We start from the raw sequence: 898 nt of genomic DNA on the forward strand, positions 1-898 counted from the left end.
GCAGGGCATCAGTGTGAGGCTCCGTGTGTGGTAATAAGCAGCAGTATCTGCTCCATCAGGACCGTGATTAAGGCACCTGCAAGCAGGGTTGCCGTCTGTCTGGCGATATAAATACTGTCTTCGTCGTAGCCTTCTTCGCGGAAGTGGTCTTCCACAAACTGCTGTGCCCGGCTACTGGCGCACCACGTCAGCACCTGACGCAGGGCGTTGAGCACAATTTTCAGTAATGTCATTGAGTTAAATCTCAGGGGGACGATCCCGGACGGATGAGGGGCATTCACTGATGCCCCTGCCGGGTAAATAAGAGGAGGGATGGCGTTACTGCGGTGACGGGGATTCTGGCGGCACGGGAGCCTGACCATGAATAATCCGGTGTTTTGCCAGCGCCTGCGGCATGTCGTTGATGCAGTACGTGATGTAGAAGACGTTAAAAGCTACGGTGTAGAACGCGTTCATTTTCAGGTCGAAACGGAAGGTGTTCAGTGCGTAGTGGCGCAGCGCGGCTCTGGCCTTAAACGCCCAGACGATGTACATCACGCCACAGGCGAGCGACAGAATACCGCTTAAGGCCAGCAGCGTGTCGCTGCCTGTGTCGTACCCCGCGAGGTCTGGTGAGGCCATCACGCCGAACTGTCGCCCGAGCCCAAAGCAGACGGCCAGCCAGATAACGAAGATATCACCGCTCACCGGGTAACCGGTGGTGTCGCTGATAATCTGCTGTTTCCGGTACAGCCAGAGCAGCGGCCAGACACCGCAGGTGGCGACAGTGAGCAGCACGAAGTTCAGGGTTGGGGTCGCCAGTCGCTGGCTGAGGGTGGAGATGTCGGTCATAGCGTATTTTTCCTTGATGGGTTTTACTGATAATGATGAGAAATAGTGCCGGGCTGGCGCTATTCGG

At 56.6% G+C, this 898-nt stretch carries 2 protein-coding genes; both read right to left on the bottom strand.

What is annotated here, in order from left to right:
- Positions 1 to 8 precede the first annotated feature (8 nt).
- Complete coding sequence (locus tag VF709_RS24870; RefSeq protein ID WP_262772062.1) at positions 9 to 233, bottom strand: hypothetical protein; 225 nt, start codon at positions 231 to 233, stop codon at positions 9 to 11.
- 85 nt (positions 234 to 318) lie between these two features.
- The gene (locus VF709_RS24875; protein ID WP_440232476.1) at positions 319 to 831 is read right to left on the bottom strand and encodes a DUF4234 domain-containing protein; all 513 of its coding nucleotides are present in this window, start codon (positions 829 to 831) and stop codon (positions 319 to 321) included.
- Positions 832 to 898: the final 67 nt, after the last annotated feature.

Origin of the sequence: Enterobacter sp. Lyrl_3, assembly GCF_051948675.1 — a bacterium.
Taxonomy (GTDB): Bacteria; Pseudomonadota; Gammaproteobacteria; order Enterobacterales; family Enterobacteriaceae; genus Enterobacter; species Enterobacter cloacae.

What these genes read in the sequence shown, in the direction of transcription:
- VF709_RS24870 (WP_262772062.1), bottom strand. Translation starts at nt 233, where the DNA reads ATGACATTACTGAAAATTGTGCTCAACGCCCTGCGTCAGGTGCTGACG.
- VF709_RS24875 (WP_440232476.1), bottom strand. Translation starts at nt 831, where the DNA reads ATGACCGACATCTCCACCCTCAGCCAGCGACTGGCGACCCCAACCCTG.